The organism is Enterobacter cloacae complex sp. I1M (genome assembly GCF_014982425.1).
GTDB lineage: Bacteria > Pseudomonadota > Gammaproteobacteria > Enterobacterales > Enterobacteriaceae > Enterobacter > Enterobacter intestinihominis.
This window is the reverse complement of sequence record NZ_JADCLG010000016.1, coordinates 107,432-126,133: the sequence shown is the minus strand read 5'-3', so window position 1 is coordinate 126,133 and position 18,702 is coordinate 107,432. Positions and strand designations below refer to the sequence as shown.

Genomic DNA, 18,702 nt, shown 5'->3' with positions numbered 1-18,702 from the left:
GTCTCGTTTCCCGCTCCAAATTCTTCTTCTTTCCTAAATTATCCACAGCGAAATGCTTCGTTGGGGACGTTTTCTATTGTATCTGAAACACTCTTGTAAACAGAGTTATCCACAGAAACTGTGATAAATCCCAGTTGTGCAAAATGTTAGCAGGGTGAATAATATCTTCGTAATTAACTGTAATCTATGAAGAAAATTTGATTTCAAAATGTTATTGAGATCACTTGACCTGTTTGCTAAACCTTATTGCGCCTGAATTCTTATTTTTATTCACAGCCTGTGAATATATCACACATCCCGTGGCAGCCCTTTTTCAATCACCCTGACCAGGCGCTGTTTCTTCGGTAACTGCACTTCAACCACGCCGGCATTTCGCTTCTCAATTTGCTGCGCAATCGCCCATTCTATGTGCTCATCAAGAAGTGGGTGCTCACCTCTGCGGCTTTCGAGCGCCTGAAGATTGGCTTCATCCCATGGGGCATTACCCAGCGCAACGGCCACATTACGCAGCCAGCGCAGGTGGCCGATACGACGTATGGCGGAACCTTCCGTCACCTTCAGGAACCAGGCTTCGCTCCAGGCGAACAGTTCGATCAGCTGCGGGGCATGTAACGCCTTGCGGGGACTGAAGTCTTCTTCGTCTGTCAACTGTGAATAGCGGTTCCACGGACAAATCAGCTGGCAGTCATCACAGCCGTAGATGCGGTTGCCAATAAGCGGACGAAATTCCTCTGGAATAGCACCTTCCAGCTCGATGGTGAGATAAGAGATACAGCGGCGCGCATCAACGGTATAGGGTTCAACGATAGCGCCCGTTGGGCAGATGGTCATACAGGCCACGCAGCGGCCACACCCTTCTTCCACCGGACCGTCTACCGGCAGGGGTAAATCAATCAACAATTCACCCAGGAAAAAGAATGAGCCCGCGTCGCGGCTTAAGATAAGTGAGTGCTTACCTGTCCAGCCAAGCCCGGCTTTTTCGGCGATCGGGCGCTCAAGAATAGGCGCAGAATCGACAAAGGGTCTAAAATTCAGCGAAACACAGTGCTGCTGAATGGTTTCCCCGAGCTTTTTTAGACGGTTGCGCAGAAGTTTATGGTAATCACGTCCCAGAGCGTATCGGCTGACGTAACCCAGCGAAGGATTTTTTAGCGTGCGCGCAAAGGCCGCGTTAGCGGGCAGATAGTTCATGCGTACGCTAATGACGCGCAGCGTACCCGGCAACAGCTCGTGGGGGCGGGCACGCATCATACCGTGGCGCGCCATCCACTCCATCTCGCCGTGGTATTGTTTATCCAGCCATGCCTGTAGCTTAGGCTCGCTGGCAGAGAGGTCGGTATCGGTAATACCGACCTTCTGGAAGCCCAGTTCAGCACCCCACTGTTTTATTTTCTGCGCTAATTCATTGAGATCGAGGGGCTGTGACATGACGGACCATACTGTGAAGAAAAACCCCGCAAGTATACCACATTCCATCTGGCATGCGGATGACCTCCGTCGGGCCGAAAAAGAGGCCGCAGACAGCCTCGGCGTTACCCTTTATGAACTGATGCAGCGCGCGGGCGAGGCGGCGTTTAACGTGGCGCGCACGGCTTATCCGGATGCCTCGCACTACCTGATTCTGTGCGGGCACGGCAATAACGGTGGCGATGGCTATGTGGTGGCTCGTCTTGCGGTGGCGGCGGGGCTGCGCGTTACCCTGCTGGCGCTGGAGAGCGACAAGCCGCTACCGGAAGAGGCTGGCATGGCGAGAGAGGCCTGGCTGAATGCGGGGGGCATTATTCATGCGCCTGATATTATCTGGCCCGAGGATGTCGACGTGATTGTTGATGGTCTGCTGGGGACGGGGCTGATGCGCGCGCCTCGCGATGACGTCGCCGCGCTGATTACCCACGCTAATGCGCACCCCGCCCCGGTGGTGGCGCTGGATATTCCCTCCGGCCTGATGGCGCAAACCGGCGCGACGCCGGGCGTGTCGATTGAGGCTGCGCACACCGTGACCTTTATCGCCCTGAAGCCGGGTTTGCTTACCGGTAAAGCGCGGGATGTCGTGGGGACGTTACATCACAACGCACTGGGGCTGGAAAACTGGCTGGCTGGACAGGATACCCACATCACCCGCTTTGATGCCTCCCTGCTTGCTCAGTGGCTGCCTCCGCGCCGCCCCACATCCCATAAGGGTGATCATGGCCGGCTGCTGATTATCGGTGGCGATCATGGCACGGCAGGTGCGATTCGCATGACAGGAGAGGCCGCGTTGCGCAGCGGTGCCGGATTAGTACGCGTGCTGACCCGCAGCGAAAACATTCCGCCGATTATTACCGCGCGGCCGGAGCTGATGGTCCACGAGCTTGCCCCACAGGCGATTGAAGAGGGTCTTGAGTGGGCGGACGTGGTAGTCATTGGTCCGGGCCTGGGTCAGCAGGAGTGGGGTAAACAGGCCCTGCAAAAGGCCGAGAATTTTCGTAAGCCGATGCTCTGGGATGCCGACGCGCTTAACCTTCTGGCAATAAACCCGGATAAGCGTCACAATCGCATTCTGACGCCACACCCCGGCGAAGCCGCACGGCTGCTTAACTGTAGCGTGGCAGAAATTGAAAGCGATCGCTTACTTTCAGCCCAACGTCTGGTAAAACGTTACGGAGGTGTTGTCGTTTTGAAAGGGGCGGGGACCGTTATTGCCAGCGATGATGCGATGGGCATCGTTGATGCCGGTAATGCAGGCATGGCGAGCGGCGGCATGGGTGATGTGCTCTCTGGCATCATTGGCGCATTGCTCGGACAGAAACTTCCCCTTTATGATGCAGCCTGTGCTGGCTGCGTGGCCCACGGTGCGGCGGCTGACAGGCTGGCTGCTCGTTACGGAACGCGCGGTATGCTGGCCACCGATCTTTTTTGCACGCTGCGGCGTGTTGTTAACCCGGATGTGATTGACGTAGAAAATGACTAATCGAGCGATTCCTTTACCTGATGAACAAGCCACTTTAGATCTCGGCAAGCGCGTGGCGCAGGCCTGTCAGGGGGCGACCGTCATTTATCTGTATGGTGATTTAGGCGCGGGTAAAACAACCTTCAGCCGTGGTTTTTTGCAGGCGTTAGGCCATAACGGGAACGTAAAAAGCCCGACTTATACGCTAGTAGAGCCGTACACGCTTGAAAATATCATGGTGTACCACTTTGATTTATATCGTCTTGCGGATCCTGAGGAGCTGGAATTTATGGGGATCCGCGATTACTTTGCCAACGACGCCATTTGCCTGGTGGAGTGGCCGCAACAAGGTGCGGGTGTGCTGCCTGACCCGGATGTCGAAATTCACTTGGATTATCAGGCACAAGGGCGTGAGGCGCGCATCAGTGCGGTTTCCTCATCAGGCTGTTCCTTACTGGCGCGTTTAGCCGGTTGAGCGTAGGGATAACGGGATGATTAATCGCGTTAAAGGTTGGATTTTGGCAGCCACGGTTCTGCTGTGCGCGCAGGCCGGTGCGGCCAGCCTCTCGGATATTCAGGTGTCGAATGGCGATAGCCAGGCCCGCATTACCTTCAGCTTTATGGGCGATCCTGAATATGCTTTCTCACAAATCGACAGCCGCAGCGTGGCGCTCGATATTAAACAGTCCGGGGTGATCCAGGGGCTGCCGCTCCAGTTCAGCGGCAACAATCTGGTGAAAAGCATCCGTTCGGGGACGCCGAAGGATGCGCAGTCTCTGCGTCTGGTGGTCGATCTCACCGAAAAGGGCAAAACGAAGGCGGTTAAGCAGCAAAACGGCGCCAGTTATACGGTGGTTTTTACCATTAATGCTGATGTTCCGCCGCCGCCACCGCCTGCACCTGTGGTAGCAAAACGCGTAGAAGCGCCGGTTTATACCCCAAGGCCGTCTGAGCCAGCCCGTAATCCGTTTAAATCACAAAATGACCGACTTACCGCCGTGACCAGCAGCAACACGGTGACGCGTCCGGCGGTCAGCGCGCGGCGAACGCCGGTCAGTGGCGACAAAGTGATTATCGCCATCGACGCCGGACACGGCGGGCAAGATCCTGGCGCGATTGGCCCGGGCGGCACGCGGGAGAAAAACGTCACTATCGCCATTGCCCGTAAGCTGCGTGCGCTTCTGAATGACGATCCGATGTTCAAAGGGGTCATGACCCGCGACGGAGATTATTTTATTTCAGTGATGGGACGCTCGGATGTGGCGCGTAAGCAAAACGCCAACTTCCTGGTGTCGATTCACGCGGATGCTGCGCCGAACCGTAACGCCACCGGCGCGTCGGTATGGGTACTGTCGAACCGTCGTGCCAACAGTGAAATGGCGAACTGGCTTGAAGAGCACGAGAAGCAGTCTGAACTGTTAGGCGGGGCAGGCGATGTGCTGGCAAACAGCCAGGCCGATCCGTATCTCAGCCAGGCGGTGCTGGATTTACAGTTCGGTCATTCTCAGCGCGTCGGGTATGATGTCGCCACTAACGTACTCAACCAGCTGCAAAGCGTCGGATCGCTGCATAAGCGTCGTCCGGAACATGCGAGCCTCGGTGTCCTGCGTTCACCGGATATTCCGTCGATTCTGGTAGAGACGGGTTTTATCAGTAATCACGGTGAAGAGCGTTTACTGGGAAGCGACAGCTATCAGCAGCAAATTGCTGAAGCGATTTATAACGGTCTGCGTAAATACTTTGACGCGCATCCGCTTCAGTCTGCGCCGCAGGGCGGGGCAGCCCAGACGGCAAGCGCCGCGCTGCCGGGTGAGATGACCGCGACTAATTAAGGAGAGTTCATGCCGATTCAGGTTCTACCGCCGCAGCTCGCGAACCAAATCGCCGCCGGTGAGGTGGTGGAACGCCCTGCATCGGTGGTAAAAGAGCTGGTGGAAAACAGCCTCGATGCAGGGGCGACCCGCATTGATATCGATATTGAACGCGGGGGCGCAAAGCTTATCCGCATTCGTGATAACGGCTGTGGCATCAAAAAGGACGAGCTGGCGCTGGCGCTGGCGCGTCATGCCACCAGTAAAATTGCGTCACTTGACGATCTGGAAGCGATTAACAGCCTGGGTTTTCGCGGCGAAGCGCTGGCCAGTATCAGCTCCGTTTCCCGCTTAACGTTGACCTCCCGCACGGCCGACCAGCAGGAAGCCTGGCAGGCCTACGCCGAAGGGCGCGATATGGACGTCACGGTTAAACCAGCGGCGCACCCGGTAGGCACCACGCTTGAAGTGCTGGATCTTTTCTATAACACGCCCGCCCGGCGCAAGTTTATGCGAACCGAGAAGACCGAATTCGGACATATCGACGAGATCATCCGCCGCATCGCGCTGGCACGCTTTGATGTCACTCTTAACCTCAGTCATAACGGTAAGGTGATGCGTCAGTACCGGGCAGTGGCGGAAGGCGGGCAAAAGGAGCGTCGGCTGGGCGCCATCTGCGGCACGCCGTTCCTGGAAAAAGCGCTGGCCATTGAGTGGCAGCATGGCGATTTGGCCCTGCGCGGCTGGGTTGCCGATCCGAACGCCAGTAGCGCCGCGTTTGCTGAGATTCAGTACTGCTACGTCAACGGTCGCATGATGCGCGACCGCCTGATTAACCACGCCATTCGCCAGGCCTGTGAAGATAAGCTCGGCGCCGATCAACAGCCCGCCTTTGTGCTTTATCTGGAGATCGACCCGCATCAGGTTGACGTTAACGTGCACCCCGCCAAGCACGAGGTGCGTTTCCACCAGTCGCGTCTGGTGCATGATTTTATCTATCAGGGCGTCGTTAGCGTTTTGCAGAAGCAGGCTGAGCCAACGCTGCCGCTGGAAAACGACGTTCCTGCACCGCGATCGCTGCCAGAAAATCGCGTGGCGGCCGGACGTAACCATTTCGCTGAACCCGCAGCCGCGCGCGAACCAGTGGCTCCGCGTTTTTCGTCAGCGGGAAGCGCACCGCGCCCGACGGGCGCCAACTACCCAAATGCCCAGCCGGGGTATCAAAAGCAGCAAGGGGCGTTATACCGTAAATTGCTGAACACCCCAGCCGTGGAACGGAAAGAACATATTGAGGTATCGCCGTCTTCCCTTGACGGACATAGCCAGAGTTTTGGCCGGGTATTGACGATTGTCGCCCCGGACATGGCACTGCTTGAACGCGAGGGGAAATTGATGCTGCTGGCGTTGCCGGTAGCGGAACGCTGGCTTAAACAGGCGCAACTGACGCCAGGGGAAAACGCCGCCTGTGCTCAGCCGTTACTGATCCCGGTTCGGTTGAAAATAAACCATGAAGAAACAGGGGTTTTGCAGCGTGCCCAGGCGCTTCTTGCCGAAATGGGGATTGAAATCGTACTGGACGCGCAGCATGTGACAATTCGCGCAGTGCCTTTACCCTTACGCCAACAAAATTTACAAAACTTGATTCCTGAACTGATAGGCTACCTGGCGCAACAAACGACGTTTGATGCCGCCGATACCGCGCAGTGGATCGCCCGCCATCTGGCCAGCGAACATTCGCCGTGGAGTATGGCGCAGGCGATTACCGTTCTGGCAGAGGTGGAACGCCTCTGTCCACAACTGGTGAAAGCGCCGCCAGGTGGTTTGTTACAACCTGTTGATTTAAAAACGGCGATGACCGCCCTGAAACATGACTGATGTAAGTAAGGCGAGCCTGCCAAAGGCGATTTTTTTAATGGGGCCAACGGCCTCCGGTAAAACGGCGTTAGCCATTGAGTTACGTAAAGTTTTGCCAGTAGAGTTGATTAGCGTTGATTCAGCCCTCATTTACCGAGGAATGGACATCGGCACGGCGAAGCCCAACGCAGACGAACTGCGTGCGGCACCGCACCGTTTACTGGATATTCTCGACCCGGCACAGGCTTACTCCGCAGCAGATTTTCGCCGCGACGCCTTAGCTGAGATGGCCGAGATTACCGCCGCGGGACGTATACCGCTGTTAGTTGGCGGCACGATGCTCTACTTTAAGGCGCTGCTGGAGGGGTTATCGCCTCTGCCATCGGCCGATCCGGAAGTGAGAGCGAAGATTGAGCGGCAGGCGGCAGAGCAGGGGTGGGACGTTTTGCACAGGCAACTGGAAGAGATTGACCCGGTTGCCGCAGCGCGGATCCACCCAAACGATCCGCAAAGGCTTTCCCGGGCACTGGAAGTTTTTTTCATTTCGGGTAAAACTTTAACGGAACTGACGCAAACGTCAGGAGACGCTCTGCCGTATCAGGTGCATCAGTTCGCCATCGCCCCGGCGAGCCGTGAACTGCTCCATCAACGAATTGAGCAGCGTTTTCATCAGATGTTGGCTTCAGATTTTGAAGCAGAAGTGCGGGCGCTTTTTGCCCGTGGAGATTTGCATACGGACATGCCTTCCATTCGTTGTGTGGGATACCGCCAGATGTGGTCGTATCTTGAAGGCGAGATTTCATACGATGAAATGGTTTATCGAGGTGTTTGCGCCACGAGACAGTTAGCGAAGCGCCAGATCACCTGGTTGCGTGGTTGGGAGGGTGTTCACTGGTTAGACAGTGAAAAACCACAACAGGCGTTAAACGAAGTGATTGAGGTTATTGGTGATATCGCTGACTGAATGTGTACAATTAAGCCGTATCGTGCGCAATTTTTCAGAATCGCAAGGTTCTAAGTACAAAACAAGCATATAAGGAAAAGATAGAATGGCTAAGGGGCAATCTTTACAAGATCCGTTCCTGAACGCATTGCGTCGGGAGCGTGTTCCAGTTTCTATTTATTTGGTGAATGGTATTAAGCTGCAAGGTCAGATTGAGTCTTTCGATCAGTTCGTGATCCTGTTGAAAAACACGGTCAGCCAGATGGTCTATAAGCACGCGATTTCTACTGTTGTTCCGTCCCGTCCGGTATCTCATCACAGCAATAACGCTGGCGGCGGCACTGGCAGTAACTACCATCATGGCAGCAACGCGCAGGGTTCATCTGCTCCTGCGCAGGACAGCGAAGAAACCGAATAAGGTTTTGGGCTGTTTTCCACACGGGGAGCCAGGGATCCTGCGTTCCCCGCTGATCTTTTTAGAGAGGTTTACGCTTGTTTGACCGTTATGACGCCGGTGAGCAGGCGGTGCTGGTACACATCTATTTTTCGCAAGACAAAGATATGGAAGACCTCCAGGAGTTTGAATCTCTGGTCTCTTCCGCCGGTGTCGAAGCAATGCAGGTGATTACCGGTAGCCGTAAAGCGCCGCACCCGAAGTACTTTGTTGGTGAAGGTAAAGCAGTTGAAATTGCGGATGCCGTAAAAGCAACCGGCGCATCAGTCGTGCTGTTTGATCATGCGCTGTCTCCGGCTCAGGAACGTAACCTGGAAGCTCTCTGCGAATGTCGTGTTATCGATCGCACGGGGTTGATCTTAGATATTTTTGCTCAGCGTGCGCGTACCCACGAGGGTAAGTTGCAGGTTGAGCTGGCGCAGTTGCGCCATCTGGCGACGCGTCTGGTGCGTGGCTGGACACACCTTGAAAGACAAAAAGGCGGGATTGGTTTACGTGGCCCGGGTGAAACCCAGCTCGAAACCGACCGTCGTTTGCTGCGTGGCCGTATAACCCAGATCCTTTCTCGTCTGGAGCGTGTCGAGAAACAGCGCGAACAGGGGCGTCGGGCGCGAACCAAAGCCGACATCCCAACGGTGTCGCTGGTGGGCTATACCAACGCCGGTAAATCCACCCTGTTTAACCAGATAACCGAGGCCCAGGTGTATGCCGCAGACCAGCTGTTTGCGACCCTGGATCCTACGCTGCGCCGTATTGACGTCGCAGACGTCGGTGAAACGGTACTGGCGGATACCGTAGGGTTTATCCGCCATCTGCCGCACGATCTGGTGGCGGCGTTTAAAGCGACGTTGCAGGAGACGCGTCAGGCGACCCTGCTGCTGCACGTGATTGATGCGGCTGACGTACGCGTGCAGGAGAACATCGACGCGGTGAATGTGGTGCTCGAAGAGATTGACGCCCACGAAATTCCCACTTTGTTGGTGATGAACAAGATCGATATGCTGGACGATTTCGAACCGCGTATCGACCGAGACGAAGAGAACAAACCAATTCGGGTCTGGCTATCTGCTCAGGCCGGGATTGGTGTGCCACTGCTTTTCCAGGCTTTGACAGAACGTCTTTCCGGTGAGGTAGCACAGCACACGCTGCGACTACCGCCACAGGAAGGCAGGCTGCGTAGCCGGTTTTATCAGCTTCAGGCGATAGAAAAAGAGTGGATGGAGGATGACGGCAGCGTGGGGATGCAGGTGCGTATGCCGATCGTTGACTGGCGTCGCCTCTGTAAACAAGAACCTGCGCTGGCGGACTATATCGTCTGATCAGAAAGGGGAAGCCTGAAAAATTCGCCCTTGCATAACAAATATGGAGCATATACATGGCGTGGAATCAGCCCGGTAATAACGGACAAGACCGCGACCCGTGGGGAAGCAGCAATAATCAAGGCGGCAACTCTGGGGGAAATGGCAACAAAGGTGGTCGCGAGCAGGGGCCGCCGGATCTGGATGATATCTTCCGCAAACTGAGCAAAAAGCTTGGTGGCCTTGGCGGAGGAAAAGGTTCTGGCTCGGGTGGCAACTCCACTCAGAGTCCGCGCCCGCCTATGGGTGGCCGCGTAGTAAGCATTGTGGCCGCGGCGGTAGTCATCATCTGGGCAGCCAGCGGGTTCTACACCATTAAAGAAGCAGAGCGCGGCGTGGTAACCCGTTTCGGTAAGTTCAGCCATCTGGTTGAGCCGGGCCTGAACTGGAAACCGACCTTCATTGATAACGTGACCGCAGTGAACGTGGAGTCCGTCCGTGAACTGGCGGCGTCTGGCGTGATGTTGACCTCTGACGAAAACGTGGTGCGCGTTGAGATGAACGTCCAGTACCGCGTGACCGATCCTGAGCGTTATCTGTTTAGCGTGACCAGCGCGGATGACAGCCTGCGTCAGGCGACCGACAGCGCCCTGCGTGGCGTGATCGGTAAATACACCATGGACCGTATCCTGACCGAAGGTCGTACCGTTATTCGTAGCGATACCCAGCGCGAGCTGGAAGAGACCATCCGTCCGTACAACATGGGTATCACCCTGCTGGACGTCAACTTCCAGGCTGCACGTCCGCCGGAAGAGGTGAAAGCGGCGTTTGACGATGCGATTGCCGCGCGTGAAAACGAACAGCAGTACATCCGTGAAGCGGAAGCGTATACCAACGAAGTTCAGCCGCGTGCAAACGGTCAGGCGCAGCGTATTCTGGAAGAAGCGCGCGCGTATAAGACCCAGACCATCCTGGAAGCACAGGGTGAAGTGGCTCGCTTCGCGAAGATCCTGCCGGAATATAAAGCCGCGCCGGAAATTACCCGTGAGCGTCTCTATATCGAGACCATGGAAAAAGTGCTGAGCCATACGCGTAAAGTGCTGGTTAACGACAACAAAGGCGGAAACCTGATGGTGCTGCCGCTGGATCAGATGCTTAAAGGCGGTTCTGCACCGGCAGCAAAAGACAACAGCGGAGCCAACAACCTGCTGCGTCTGCCGCCAGCCTCGTCTGGTAGCTCCAGCGCGAACACAACGCCTTCTTCGAACGATGGTGACATTATGGACCAACGCCGTGCTAACGCGCAGCGTAACGACTACCAGCGTCAGGGGGAATAAGGATGCGTAAGTCAGTTATTGCGATCATCATCATCGCACTGGTCGTGCTCTACACCTCCATCTTTGTGGTGAAAGAGGGCGAACGTGGGATCAAGTTCCAGTTTAGCAGCGTCGTGCGTGACGGCGACAAGCGTCCGGTGATCTACGAGCCGGGTCTGCACTTCAAGGTGCCTTTCATTCAGTCAGTCAAAACGCTCGACGCACGTATCCAGACCATGGATAACCAGGCCGACCGTTTCGTGACTAAAGAGAAGAAAGACCTGATCGTTGATTCCTACATCAAATGGCGTATCAGCGACTTCAGCCGCTACTTCCTGGCAACCGGCGGTGGTGACGTTTCTCAGGCAGAAGTGCTGCTGAAACGTAAGTTCTCTGACCGTCTGCGTTCTGAAATTGGTCGTCTGGATGTAAAAGACATCGTGACCGACTCCCGAGGTCGTCTGACCCTGGAAGTGCGTGATGCGTTGAACTCAGGTACAGCGGGTACCGAAGACGAAGTGGAAACACCGGCAGCGGATGACGCGATTGCCAAAGCGGCTGAACGCGTTCAGGCTGAAACCAACGGTAAAGTACCGGTGATCAACCCGAACAGTATGGCTGCACTGGGTATCGAAGTGGTTGACGTGCGTATCAAGCAGATCAACCTGCCAGCGGAGGTGTCCGAGGCGATCTACAACCGTATGCGCGCCGAGCGTGAAGCGGTAGCCCGTCGTCACCGTTCACAGGGTCAGGAAGAGGCCGAGAAACTGCGTGCCGCAGCGGACTACGAAGTGACCAAGACGCTGGCGGAATCTGAGCGTCAGGGCCGTATCCTGCGTGGTGAAGGCGATGCCGAAGCCGCGAAGCTGTTTGCCGATGCCTTCAGCCAGGATCCCGACTTCTACGCCTTTATCCGTAGCCTGCGTGCTTACGAGAATAGCTTCCAGAGCAACCAGGATGTGATGGTACTCAGCCCGGACAGCGATTTCTTCCGTTATATGAAGACGCCGACTAACGCAACGCGATAAACTCAGGCTCGTTTGAGTATTCAAACCACCGCTCTTCACGGAGCGGTGGTTTTCTTTTATAAGGATGAAAAATGAATTCAACGATCTGGCTCGCACTGGCTTTGGTTTTGGTGCTGGAAGGCCTCGGCCCGATGCTCTATCCACGCGCATGGCGACGGATGATCGCGACAATGAGCCAACTTCCGGACAATATTTTGCGTCGTTTTGGCGGTGGTCTTGTGGTTGCCGGTATCGTTATCTACTACATGTTGAGGAAAACGATTGGCTGATCAAAAACTAACCGCAATCGGCATATTTTAGGGTCAAAAAGTGCTGTATATCTGAAAAAGCGATGGTAGAATCCATTTTTAAGCAAACGGTGATTTTGAAAAAAATGGGTAACAACGTCGTCGTACTGGGCACCCAATGGGGTGACGAAGGTAAAGGGAAGATTGTCGATCTTCTGACTGAACGGGCTAAATATGTTGTACGCTACCAGGGCGGTCACAACGCAGGCCATACTCTCGTAATCAACGGTGAAAAAACCGTCCTCCATCTTATTCCATCGGGCATTCTTCGCGAAAACGTCACCAGCATCATCGGTAACGGCGTTGTGCTGTCTCCAGCTGCGCTGATGAAAGAGATGAAAGGTCTGGAAGACCGTGGTATCCCTGTTCGTGAGCGTCTGCTGCTCTCCGAAGCCTGCCCGCTGATCCTGGACTATCATGTGGCGCTGGACGTGGCGCGTGAAAAAGCGCGTGGCGCGAAAGCGATCGGCACTACCGGTCGTGGCATCGGCCCGGCATACGAAGATAAAGTGGCTCGTCGCGGTCTGCGCGTGGGCGACCTCTTCGACAAAGCGACCTTCGCTGAAAAACTGAAAGAAGTGATGGAATATCACAACTTCCAGCTGGTGAATTTCTATAAAGCCGAAGCCGTTGACTACCAGAAAGTGCTGGATGACGTCATGGCGATTGCTGACATTCTGACCGGCATGGTTGTTGATGTGTCCGATCTGCTGGACCAGGCGCGCAAGCGTGGCGATTTCGTCATGTTTGAAGGTGCGCAGGGTACCCTGCTGGACATCGACCACGGTACCTATCCGTATGTAACGTCCTCTAACACCACCGCGGGTGGCGTGGCAACCGGCTCCGGCCTGGGCCCACGTTATGTGGATTACGTTCTGGGCATCATCAAAGCGTACTCCACTCGCGTGGGTGCAGGTCCATTCCCGACCGAGCTGTTTGATGAAACCGGCGAGTTCCTCTGCAAGCAGGGTAACGAGTTTGGCGCAACCACCGGTCGTCGTCGTCGTACCGGCTGGCTGGACGCCGTTGCCGTGCGTCGTGCTGTGCAGATCAACTCCCTGTCTGGCTTCTGCCTGACCAAGCTGGACGTACTGGACGGCCTGAAAGAAGTGAAAATCTGCGTGGGCTATCGTCTGCCAGATGGTCGCGAAGTGACTACCACTCCGCTGGCCGCTGACGACTGGGAAGGCATTGAGCCAATCTACGAAACCATGCCGGGCTGGTCTGAGACCACCTTCGGTGTGAAAGAACGTAGTGGCCTGCCAAAAGCTGCGCTGGACTACATTAAGCGTATTGAAGAACTGACCGAAGTGCCGATCGATATTATTTCTACCGGCCCGGATCGTACTGAAACGATGATCCTGCGCGACCCGTTCGACGCATAATCTTCGTGACTGCTGGCCTGCGGGGAAACCCGTAGGCCGGATAAGCGCAGCGCCATCCGGCGACCGCTCCTGGATCTCCGCTTTTTCGCCCCGTCTGTCAAATAAATTAGCCGCTAACTATCTGGCTGGTTTATCATCATTAATGAATATCTCTGCGGTTTGACCGCGTTTTCCCTTTTTCCTGAGGTTGATGTGCAGTTAACAAGTTTCACCGATTACGGCTTACGCGCGCTGATTTACATGGCGTCGTTACCCGATGGGAAGATGACCAGCATCTCTGAAGTCACAGAGGTGTACGGTGTGTCCCGTAATCATATGGTCAAAATAATCAATCAACTTAGTCGTGCCGGATACGTTGCTGCCGTCCGCGGGAAGAATGGAGGGATCCGTCTCGGTAAACCGGCACAGAGTATCCGTATCGGCGATGTGGTACGTGAACTGGAGCCGCTATCTCTGGTGAACTGTAGCAGCGCGTTTTGCCACATTACGCCCGCTTGCCGCCTGAAACAGGCGCTTTCAAAGGCCGTGCAAAGTTTTCTCAAGGAACTGGATAACTACACGCTGGCCGATTTGGTTGAAGAGAATCAACCGCTTTATAAATTATTGCTGGTGGAATGAAGAAAATTTCCACCGGAGCTGACAACGGAGGAACCGACATGTCACAAGATCCTTTCCAGGAACGCGAAGCCGAAAAATACGCGAATCCTATCCCCAGCCGCGAGTTCATCATTGAACACTTAACAAAACGCGAAAAACCCGCCAATCGTGAAGAACTTGCCGTTGAATTAAACATTGAGGGTGAAGAGCAAATTGAAGCCCTTCGCCGCCGCCTGCGCGCCATGGAGCGCGACGGCCAGCTGGTCTTTACTCGTCGCCAGTGCTACGCGCTGCCAGAACGCCTCGATCTGCTGAAAGGCACCGTTATTGGTCATCGCGATGGCTTCGGCTTCCTGCGCGTGGAAGGCCGTAAAGACGACCTGTACCTCTCATCCGAACAGATGAAGATGTGTATTCACGGCGACCAGATCCTGGCGCAGCCGCTGGGTGCAGATCGTAAAGGCCGCCGCGAAGCGCGCGTGGTCCGCGTGCTGGTGCCGAAAACCAGCCAGATTGTAGGCCGTTACTTTACCGATGCGGGCGTAGGCTTTGTGGTGCCGGACGATAGCCGTCTGAGCTTCGATATTCTCATCCCGCCTGAAGAGGTGATGGGCGCACGCATGGGCTTTGTGGTAGTGGTTGAACTTACCCAGCGCCCGACCCGCCGTACCAAAGCGGTAGGTAAAATCGTCGAAGTGCTGGGCGATAACATGGGCACCGGCATGGCCGTTGATATGGCGCTGCGCACCCATGAAATTCCTTACGTCTGGCCGAAAGCGGTTGAAGACCAGATCGAAAACCTGCGTGAAGAAGTGCCGGAAGAGTCCAAAGCAGGCCGCGTGGATCTGCGCGATCTGCCGCTGGTCACCATTGATGGTGAAGACGCCCGTGACTTCGATGATGCCGTATATTGCGAGAAAAAACGCGGTGGCGGCTGGCGTCTGTGGGTGGCTATTGCAGACGTGAGCTATTACGTGCGTCCGCACACGCCGCTGGATAACGAAGCGCGCAGCCGCGGTACGTCGGTCTACTTCCCGTCGCAGGTTGTACCGATGCTGCCAGAAGTGCTCTCCAACGGCCTGTGTTCCCTCAACCCGCAGGTGGACCGCCTGTGTATGGTCTGCGAAATGACCATCTCCAGCAAGGGACGTCTGACGGGCTATAAGTTCTACGAAGCGGTGATGAGTTCTCATGCGCGCCTGACCTATACCAAGGTCTGGCATATGTTGCAGGGCGATCAGGATCTTCGCGAACAGTACGCGCCGCTGGTCAAACACATCGAAGAGCTGCACAACCTCTACAAAACGCTGGATCAGGCGCGCGAAGAGCGCGGTGGGATCTCGTTTGAGAGTGAAGAGGCGAAGTTTATCTTTAACGCTGAGCGTCGTATCGAGCGTATCGAACAGACTCAGCGTAACGATGCGCACAAGCTGATTGAAGAGTGTATGATCCTGGCGAACATCTCGGCGGCACGTTTCGTTGAGAAAGCCAAAGAGCCTGCGCTGTTCCGTATTCACGACAAGCCAACCACGGAGGCCGTAACCTCGTTCCGCTCCGTGCTGGCTGAACTCGGTCTGGAGCTGCCTGGCGGTAATAAGCCTGAGCCACGCGATTACGCCGAGCTGCTGGAATCCATCAGCGATCGTCCTGACGCGGAAATGCTGCAAACCATGCTGCTGCGCTCCATGAAGCAGGCGATTTACGATCCTGAAAACCGGGGCCACTTTGGTCTGGCGTTACAGTCGTACGCGCACTTTACCTCGCCGATCCGCCGTTATCCGGATCTGTCCCTGCACCGTGCGATCAAGTATCTGCTGGCGCACGAGCAGGGTCATAAAGGCAACACGACCGAAACCGGAGGGTATCACTACTCCATGGAAGAGATGCTGCAACTGGGCCAGCATTGTTCCATGACCGAGCGTCGTGCGGATGAAGCAACGCGCGACGTGGCGGACTGGCTGAAGTGTGACTTTATGCTGGATCAGGTGGGTAACGTCTTTAAAGGTGTGATTGCCAGCGTCACCGGCTTTGGCTTCTTCGTACGTCTGGATGAGCTGTTTATCGACGGTCTGGTGCACGTTTCCAGCCTTGATAACGATTACTACCGCTTCGACCAGGTCGGACAACGTCTGATCGGTGAATCCGGCGGTCAGACCTACCGTCTGGGCGATCGGGTGGAAGTGAAGGTAGAAGCCGTGAATATGGACGACCGTAAAATCGACTTCAGCCTCATCTCCAGCGAACGTGCTCCGCGTAACGTCGGGAAAACCGAGCGTGAGAAAGCGAAAAAAGGCGGCAACGGTAAAGCGGGCGGCAAGCGACGTCAGGCAGGTAAAAGAGTAAACTTTGAGCCAGACAGCGCCTTCCGTGGCGAGAAGCAGCAGAAGCCCAAGGCGGCGAAAAAAGACGCTCGTAAAGCGAAAAAACCGTCGACCAAGACCCAAAAAATAGCGGCCGCAACCAAAGCGAAGCGCGCGGCGAAGAAACAGCAGGCGGAGTAATTTCCCCTCACCCTGACCCTCTCCCCAACGGGGAGAGGGACAATATTTATTACGAGAACCATCAATGAGTGAAATGATTTACGGCATCCACGCGGTGCAGGCCCTGCTGGAGCGCGCGCCGGAGCGTTTTCAGGAAGTTTTTATTCTGAAAGGGCGTGAAGACAAACGTCTGATGCCGCTGATCCACGCGCTGGAAGCGCAGGGCGTCGTGATCCAGCTGGCGAACCGTCAGTATCTGGATGAGAAAAGCGAAGGTGCTGTACACCAGGGCATTATCGCGCGCGTGAAGCCGGGCCGTCAGTATCAAGAGAACGATCTGCCGGATCTGATCGCTGAGCTGGATAACCCGTTCTTCCTGATCCTCGATGGCGTAACCGACCCGCACAACCTGGGCGCGTGCCTGCGTAGCGCCGATGCAGCAGGCGTGCATGCGGTAATTGTGCCAAGAGATCGTTCCGCGCAGCTTAACGCTACCGCTAAAAAAGTGGCCTGCGGCGCGGCGGAAAACGTTCCGCTGATCCGTGTGACTAACCTGGCGCGCACCATGCGTCTGTTGCAGGAAGAAAATATCTGGATCGTCGGCACAGCCGGTGAAGCGGATCACACCCTGTATCAGAGCAAAATGACCGGCCGTATGGCGCTGGTGATGGGGGCAGAAGGTGAAGGCATGCGTCGCCTGACCCGCGAGCACTGCGATGAGCTGATCAGCATCCCGATGGCGGGCAGCGTATCGTCCCTGAACGTTTCTGTTGCGACGGGTATCTGCCTGTTTGAAGCGGTGCGTCAGCGCGGGTAGCCTGTTGTGCCGGGTGGCGGCTTCGCCTTACCCGGCCTACAAAAGCATGGTACCGTAGGCCCGGTAAGCGCAGCGCCACCGGGCAACAATCTCACTCCTCTAACGACCGCAAATGGTCATCCTTTCTCAGCGTCATCAGCGCGAAAATACTCACCACCGCCGTTGCCATCACGTAGTACGCCGGAATATCCAGATTGCCCGTCTCTTTAATCAGCCCGGTAATGATCAGCCCCGCACAGCCCGAGAAGATCGCATTCGACAGAGAATAGGCCAGCCCCAGCCCGGTATAACGCACGCGCGTCGGGAACATCTCAGACAGCATTGCCGGCCCCGGCCCTGCCAGCATCCCAACCAAACCCCCCGCAATCAACACCACAATCGCTTTGACAGCCAACGTGCTGGACTCCGCCTGCAAAATTTTCAGCAGCGGCAGGGCGAGGATCAGCAGGAGCACGGTGGCGATAATCATCACCGTCCGCCGCCCGATCCTGTCGCTCAGTATGCCCGACGGAATGATCGTGAGCGCAAACCCAATGTTAGAAATCACCGCAATCAGCAGCGCCTGGTTAAAACCGGTGTGCAGCGCAGATTGCAGATAGGTCGGCATAATCACCAGATAGGTATAACCCGCCGCAGACCAGACCATCACGCGACCAATGCCCATCAGAATGGTTTTGAACGTGGCGGCGGTGCTGGCCTGAGTAACAACCGGTTTTTCCCGTTGCTGCACAAAGCTCGGTGTTTCTTCCATGCTTACCCGCAACCATAGCGCGACCGCACCCATCGGCAACGCCAGGAAGAACGGAATGCGCCAGCCCCAGTCGTGCAAGGCTTCAGGGGAGACAAGGGTAGAGAGCAACGCGACAATGCCTGCGCCTGCTAACAGCCCGAGCGCCACGGTGAAGGACTGCCATGCCCCGTAAAGACCGCGCTTGCCGCGCGGGGCGAACTCCGTCATCAACGAGACCGCGCCGCCATACTCACCGCCCGCGAACAGTCCTTGCAGAATACGCAGAAGTGTAACGATCAGCGGCGCGGCAATCCCGATACTGGCGTAGACCGGCACAATACCGATGGCAGCGGTGGCGAGCGTCATCAATACCAGCACAATAATCAGCGTCGGTTTACGGCCAATCCTGTCGCCAATGCGGCCAAAGACCACCGCACCCAGCGGGCGGAAGAAGAAAGCGATGGCGAATGAGGCCCAGGTGAGGATCAGGCTGGTGAGCTCCGCTTCCCCCTCAAGCTGGAAGAAGTTTCTGGCAATCACCGTTGCCAGAAAACCATAGACCGCAAATTCATACCACTCGATGAAATTACCGATGGAGCCTGCAATTAATGCACGCTTGTGCGCATCCTGTTGCATAACGATCCTCATAAAAACGGGGTAAGAATAAATTATTCAGCATTAGTTAAGTAAGGAAATAGTTTATTCTTATGTTCTGTGAGCTATTTCACGAATGATATCAACACGATCGTCATCGTGTGACCCCTCTCCCATGC

General features: G+C 55.7%; 16 protein-coding genes. 14 read left to right on the top strand and 2 right to left on the bottom strand.

All coding sequences use genetic code 11. The features are described 5' to 3' along the window. Positions 1 to 288: 288 nt before the first annotated feature. Entirely contained in the window at positions 289 to 1,428 is a 1,140-nt protein-coding gene (gene queG / locus INF86_RS10280; protein ID WP_015572463.1) for a tRNA epoxyqueuosine(34) reductase QueG, read from the bottom strand. On the opposite strand from queG, the gene nnr reads away from it, so the two are divergent. The 14 genes from nnr (at position 1,427) to rlmB (ending at position 17,199) form a co-directional block, all read left to right on the top strand. Then, a complete protein-coding gene (gene nnr, locus INF86_RS10275) occupies positions 1,427 to 2,950 on the top strand; it encodes a bifunctional ADP-dependent NAD(P)H-hydrate dehydratase/NAD(P)H-hydrate epimerase (protein ID WP_032677168.1) in 1,524 nt (507 codons plus the stop codon). The genes queG and nnr overlap by 2 nt on opposite strands. Next, on the top strand, positions 2,943 to 3,404 hold the full coding sequence (tsaE, locus tag INF86_RS10270; RefSeq protein ID WP_003855970.1) for a tRNA (adenosine(37)-N6)-threonylcarbamoyltransferase complex ATPase subunit type 1 TsaE: 462 nt from the start codon (positions 2,943 to 2,945) through the stop codon (positions 3,402 to 3,404). Before nnr ends, tsaE begins: the two co-directional genes overlap by 8 nt. A gap of 16 nt (positions 3,405 to 3,420) precedes the next feature. Further along, positions 3,421 to 4,761, top strand: coding sequence for an N-acetylmuramoyl-L-alanine amidase AmiB (gene amiB / locus INF86_RS10265; RefSeq protein WP_022646817.1), 1,341 nt, complete (start codon positions 3,421 to 3,423; stop codon positions 4,759 to 4,761). A 9-nt stretch (positions 4,762 to 4,770) separates the two neighbouring features. Continuing rightward, on the top strand, positions 4,771 to 6,615 hold the full coding sequence (mutL, locus tag INF86_RS10260) for a DNA mismatch repair endonuclease MutL (protein ID WP_193543483.1): 1,845 nt from the start codon (positions 4,771 to 4,773) through the stop codon (positions 6,613 to 6,615). Further along, positions 6,608 to 7,558: a tRNA (adenosine(37)-N6)-dimethylallyltransferase MiaA gene (miaA, locus tag INF86_RS10255; protein ID WP_023299133.1), complete on the top strand. Its 951-nt coding sequence runs from the start codon at positions 6,608 to 6,610 to the stop codon at positions 7,556 to 7,558. The genes mutL and miaA overlap by 8 nt, the downstream gene beginning before the upstream one ends. A gap of 85 nt (positions 7,559 to 7,643) precedes the next feature. Further along, the gene (gene hfq, locus INF86_RS10250; protein ID WP_006810391.1) at positions 7,644 to 7,955 is read left to right on the top strand and encodes an RNA chaperone Hfq; all 312 of its coding nucleotides are present in this window, start codon (positions 7,644 to 7,646) and stop codon (positions 7,953 to 7,955) included. A 74-nt stretch (positions 7,956 to 8,029) separates the two neighbouring features. After that, complete coding sequence (hflX, locus tag INF86_RS10245) at positions 8,030 to 9,310, top strand: ribosome rescue GTPase HflX (protein ID WP_003855991.1); 1,281 nt, start codon at positions 8,030 to 8,032, stop codon at positions 9,308 to 9,310. Positions 9,311 to 9,366: 56 nt separating this feature from the next. Further along, positions 9,367 to 10,626 (top strand): FtsH protease activity modulator HflK, encoded by a 1,260-nt coding sequence (gene hflK, locus INF86_RS10240; protein WP_022646820.1) that lies wholly within the window; start codon positions 9,367 to 9,369, stop codon positions 10,624 to 10,626. A gap of 2 nt (positions 10,627 to 10,628) precedes the next feature. Then, on the top strand, positions 10,629 to 11,633 hold the full coding sequence (hflC, locus tag INF86_RS10235; RefSeq protein WP_022646821.1) for a protease modulator HflC: 1,005 nt from the start codon (positions 10,629 to 10,631) through the stop codon (positions 11,631 to 11,633). Positions 11,634 to 11,704: 71 nt separating this feature from the next. Continuing rightward, on the top strand, positions 11,705 to 11,902 hold the full coding sequence (locus tag INF86_RS10230; RefSeq protein WP_003855996.1) for a DUF2065 domain-containing protein: 198 nt from the start codon (positions 11,705 to 11,707) through the stop codon (positions 11,900 to 11,902). Between the two features lie 104 nt (positions 11,903 to 12,006). Further along, the gene (locus INF86_RS10225) at positions 12,007 to 13,305 is read left to right on the top strand and encodes an adenylosuccinate synthase (RefSeq protein WP_032621775.1); all 1,299 of its coding nucleotides are present in this window, start codon (positions 12,007 to 12,009) and stop codon (positions 13,303 to 13,305) included. Between the two features lie 192 nt (positions 13,306 to 13,497). Then, entirely contained in the window at positions 13,498 to 13,923 is a 426-nt protein-coding gene (nsrR, locus tag INF86_RS10220) for a nitric oxide-sensing transcriptional repressor NsrR (RefSeq protein WP_003855998.1), read from the top strand. A gap of 38 nt (positions 13,924 to 13,961) precedes the next feature. Then, complete coding sequence (rnr, locus tag INF86_RS10215; RefSeq protein ID WP_023299135.1) at positions 13,962 to 16,403, top strand: ribonuclease R; 2,442 nt, start codon at positions 13,962 to 13,964, stop codon at positions 16,401 to 16,403. A gap of 64 nt (positions 16,404 to 16,467) precedes the next feature. Then, positions 16,468 to 17,199 (top strand): 23S rRNA (guanosine(2251)-2'-O)-methyltransferase RlmB, encoded by a 732-nt coding sequence (gene rlmB / locus INF86_RS10210; protein ID WP_003856001.1) that lies wholly within the window; start codon positions 16,468 to 16,470, stop codon positions 17,197 to 17,199. A 91-nt stretch (positions 17,200 to 17,290) separates the two neighbouring features. On the opposite strand, the gene INF86_RS10205 is transcribed toward rlmB, so the two are convergent. Then, entirely contained in the window at positions 17,291 to 18,565 is a 1,275-nt protein-coding gene (locus INF86_RS10205; RefSeq protein WP_193543482.1) for an MFS transporter, read from the bottom strand. Positions 18,566 to 18,702 lie beyond the last annotated feature (137 nt).

What these genes read in the sequence shown, in the direction of transcription:
- queG (WP_015572463.1), bottom strand. Translation starts at nt 1,428, where the DNA reads ATGTCACAGCCCCTCGATCTCAATGAATTAGCGCAGAAAATAAAACAG.
- hflK (WP_022646820.1), top strand. Translation starts at nt 9,367, where the DNA reads ATGGCGTGGAATCAGCCCGGTAATAACGGACAAGACCGCGACCCGTGG.
- miaA (WP_023299133.1), top strand. Translation starts at nt 6,608, where the DNA reads ATGACTGATGTAAGTAAGGCGAGCCTGCCAAAGGCGATTTTTTTAATG.
- INF86_RS10205 (WP_193543482.1), bottom strand. Translation starts at nt 18,565, where the DNA reads ATGCAACAGGATGCGCACAAGCGTGCATTAATTGCAGGCTCCATCGGT.
- rlmB (WP_003856001.1), top strand. Translation starts at nt 16,468, where the DNA reads ATGAGTGAAATGATTTACGGCATCCACGCGGTGCAGGCCCTGCTGGAG.
- mutL (WP_193543483.1), top strand. Translation starts at nt 4,771, where the DNA reads ATGCCGATTCAGGTTCTACCGCCGCAGCTCGCGAACCAAATCGCCGCC.
- amiB (WP_022646817.1), top strand. Translation starts at nt 3,421, where the DNA reads ATGATTAATCGCGTTAAAGGTTGGATTTTGGCAGCCACGGTTCTGCTG.
- hfq (WP_006810391.1), top strand. Translation starts at nt 7,644, where the DNA reads ATGGCTAAGGGGCAATCTTTACAAGATCCGTTCCTGAACGCATTGCGT.
- tsaE (WP_003855970.1), top strand. Translation starts at nt 2,943, where the DNA reads ATGACTAATCGAGCGATTCCTTTACCTGATGAACAAGCCACTTTAGAT.
- hflC (WP_022646821.1), top strand. Translation starts at nt 10,629, where the DNA reads ATGCGTAAGTCAGTTATTGCGATCATCATCATCGCACTGGTCGTGCTC.
- INF86_RS10225 (WP_032621775.1), top strand. Translation starts at nt 12,007, where the DNA reads ATGGGTAACAACGTCGTCGTACTGGGCACCCAATGGGGTGACGAAGGT.
- INF86_RS10230 (WP_003855996.1), top strand. Translation starts at nt 11,705, where the DNA reads ATGAATTCAACGATCTGGCTCGCACTGGCTTTGGTTTTGGTGCTGGAA.
- rnr (WP_023299135.1), top strand. Translation starts at nt 13,962, where the DNA reads ATGTCACAAGATCCTTTCCAGGAACGCGAAGCCGAAAAATACGCGAAT.
- nnr (WP_032677168.1), top strand. Translation starts at nt 1,427, where the DNA reads ATGACGGACCATACTGTGAAGAAAAACCCCGCAAGTATACCACATTCC.